We start from the raw sequence: 1,074 nt of genomic DNA on the forward strand, positions 1-1,074 counted from the left end.
GATTCACAGTCCGCGTAGGGGTCCCTCCTGAGGGTTGTGTTCTTGTTGAAGTAGAAGGAAGCGCTGGAGTTATTCGCTACGACTTCCGGGAAACCGCACGGAGCAGCGGCATTGGCGCTGGTTGCACTGAACCCCACGAGGGATATCCCCAGTGTTGCACCGACCGTCAGTAGCGACGCTACTCGCTTCTTAAATCCCATATGACCCCTCCAGGGGAAAAGTCTGACTCGTGCACGACAAGTTAAATGACGCTTGACACCCTACTTCCCAGAGGGAGTGCCTAAGCGTGCTGCGTGGCTTAAAAGTGACCCAGAGGCGAGCCCAACGAGGCGTTTCGGGATACCGCCAGGCAGGTCCAGATCGCCTTGCCGGCGGGTGATGGGCGCCGCAGGGAGAGCATTGCCATGCTGCTCGGCGTATCGCCGTCGACAGTGGAGCGCTGGATGCGTCGTTACGCTGAGCCTGGCTTTGGTCGGGCTGACGAGGCTGTATCGGTGGTGCGCGGGGAAAAGCACATGGCGCCGCCGGGTGCCGTAGGCGCTTTCGCGCTAGCCCATACGGGAGCTGGCGAAGCATCTGAAGAGAGTCGAGAGCGCCACCGTGTCCGCCCAGTACATCAACCGGATCTGGCGAGAGGATCCTGAAGCTGCCACCGCAGCCCTTCAAGGCTTCGAAGGATCCCGCCTTCGCGAAAAGGGTTGGCTCAAACCGACATGGAAAGGGTTGCGAGGCATTAGCCGTTCAGCTCGGCCAGTACTCGCAACGTATGCGGATCAGGGGCTAGCAACAACAGATCCGTCACCGTGTCATTGCGCCACAACTCAAGCCGCTCGGCGATCCGCTCCCGAGGCCCTACGAGTGAGATCTCATCGGCGAAGGCGTCTGGCACGGCAAGGACCGCCTCCTCCCGTCGCCCTGCGAGAAATAGCTCCTGGATCCGGCGGGCCTCCTCTTCGAATCCCATCCGAGCCATTAGGTCCGCATGAAAGTTTCGTGTGGAGTGCCCCATTCCGCCGATATAGAACCCCAGCATCGCCTTGACCGGAAGCAAGCCCTCCGCCACGTCGTCGCAGA

The 1,074-nt window shown here is 60.9% G+C and carries 3 protein-coding genes; 1 reads left to right on the forward strand and 2 read right to left on the reverse strand.

Annotated elements, in window-relative coordinates; translation table 11 throughout:
- Positions 1-200, reverse strand: a 200-nt coding sequence (locus tag ACZ5CR_RS47025) for a hypothetical protein (protein WP_468870205.1), incomplete at its 3' end; no start/stop codon positions are given.
- Positions 201-359: 159 nt separating this feature from the next.
- On the opposite strand from ACZ5CR_RS47025, the gene ACZ5CR_RS47030 reads away from it, so the two are divergent.
- Positions 360-644 (forward strand): helix-turn-helix domain-containing protein, encoded by a 285-nt coding sequence (locus ACZ5CR_RS47030; protein ID WP_468870208.1) that lies wholly within the window; start codon positions 360-362, stop codon positions 642-644.
- Positions 645-733: 89 nt separating this feature from the next.
- On the opposite strand, the gene ACZ5CR_RS47035 is transcribed toward ACZ5CR_RS47030, so the two are convergent.
- Positions 734-1,074: LLM class flavin-dependent oxidoreductase (locus ACZ5CR_RS47035; protein ID WP_468870207.1), on the reverse strand; the 341-nt coding region annotated here is incomplete at its 5' end.

It is taken from the genome of Streptomyces sp. NPDC031274, assembly GCF_055570235.1.